Origin of the sequence: Blautia acetigignens, from assembly GCF_025566865.1 — a bacterium.
In the GTDB taxonomy this organism is placed as follows: domain Bacteria; phylum Bacillota; class Clostridia; order Lachnospirales; family Lachnospiraceae; genus Blautia_A; species Blautia_A acetigignens.
Window position 1 is genome coordinate 1 of the sequence record NZ_JAOQJM010000043.1, and the last position, 1,484, is coordinate 1,484.

At 47.8% G+C, this 1,484-nt stretch carries 1 pseudogene; it reads left to right on the top strand.

Going from position 1 to position 1,484, the window contains the following annotated elements:
- Nucleotides 1–1,484 (top strand): annotated as a pseudogene (locus OCV70_RS18800) (hypothetical protein); the annotation flags it as partial.

Here is a 1,484-nt window from a genome sequence, read left to right on the forward strand (position 1 = left end):
GAGACGAGAAGCAGGATGTACTGCAGACGGATATGAAGAATATTGGAGCTGTAACAAGTGCCATAAGCTGTTTTCAGATGCTGCAGCGAAAACGGAGATAGTCAATCCGGTAAAGTTGCCGTCGGAAGGACATGATTTAGTCAAGAGCGATAGAAAAGAGGCAGGATGTACTGCAGACGGTCACGAAGCCTATTGGCAGTGCAGTAAATGCCACAGATTTTTCGCGGATGAGAAAGGGGCTAAACAGATAAACGCTCCAGTGAAGCTGCCGTCGGAAGGACATGATTTAGTCAAGAGCGAGAGAAAAGAGGCAGGGTGTACAGCAGACGGTCACGAAGCCTATTGGCAGTGCAGTAAATGCCACAGATTTTTCTCGGATGAAAAAGGGTCTAAACAGATAAACGCTCCAGTGACCCTGCCGTCGGAAGGACATGATTTAGTCAAGAACGAGAGAAAAGAGGCAGGATGTACTGCAGATGGTCATGAAGCCTATTGGCAGTGCAGTAAATGCCACAGATTTTTCTCGGATGAAAAAGGAGCTAAACAGATAAACGCTCCAGTGACCCTGCCGTCGGAAGGCCATGATTTAGTCAAGAGCGAGAGAAAAGAGGCAGGATGTACTGAAGACGGTCACGAAGAGTACTGGCAGTGCAGTAAATGCCACAGATTTTTCGCGGATGAGAAAGGGGCTAAACAGATAAACGCTCCAGTGATCCTGCCGTCGGAAGGCCATGATTTAGTCAAGAGCGATAGAAAAGAGGCAGGATGTACTGCAGACGGTCATGAAGCCTATTGGCAGTGCAGTAAATGCCATAGATTTTTCTCGGATGAGAAAGGGGTTAAACAGATAAACGCTCCAGTGACGCTGCTGGCGGAAGGCCATGATTTAGTAAAGAGCGAGAGAAAAGAGGCAGGGTGTACAGCAGACGGTCACGAAGCCTATTGGCAGTGCAGTAAATGCCATAGATTTTTCTCGGATGAAAAAGGGTCTAAACAGATAAACGCTCCGGAGAAGCTGCTGGCGGAAGGCCATGATTTAGTCAAGAGCGAGAGAAAAGAGGCAGGATGTACTGCAGACGGTCACGAAGCCTATTGGCAGTGCAGTAAATGCCACAGATTTTTCTCGGATGAGAAAGGGGCTAAACAGATAAACGCTCCAGTGACCCTGCTGGCGGAAGGCCATGATTTAGTAAAGAACGAGAGAAAAGAGGCAGGGTGTACAGCAGACGGTCACGAAGAGTATTGGCAGTGCAGTAAATGCCATAGATTTTTCTCGGATGAGAAAGGGAATACAAAAATAAACGGTCCGGTAAAGCTACTGGCGGAAGGCCATGATTTAGTCAAGAGCGAGAGAAAAGAGGCAGGATGTACTGAAGACGGTCACGAAGAGTACTGGCAGTGCAGTAAATGCCATAGATTTTTCTCGGATGAAAAAGGGTCTAAACAGATAAACGCTCCGGAGAAGCTGCTGGCGGAAGGCCATG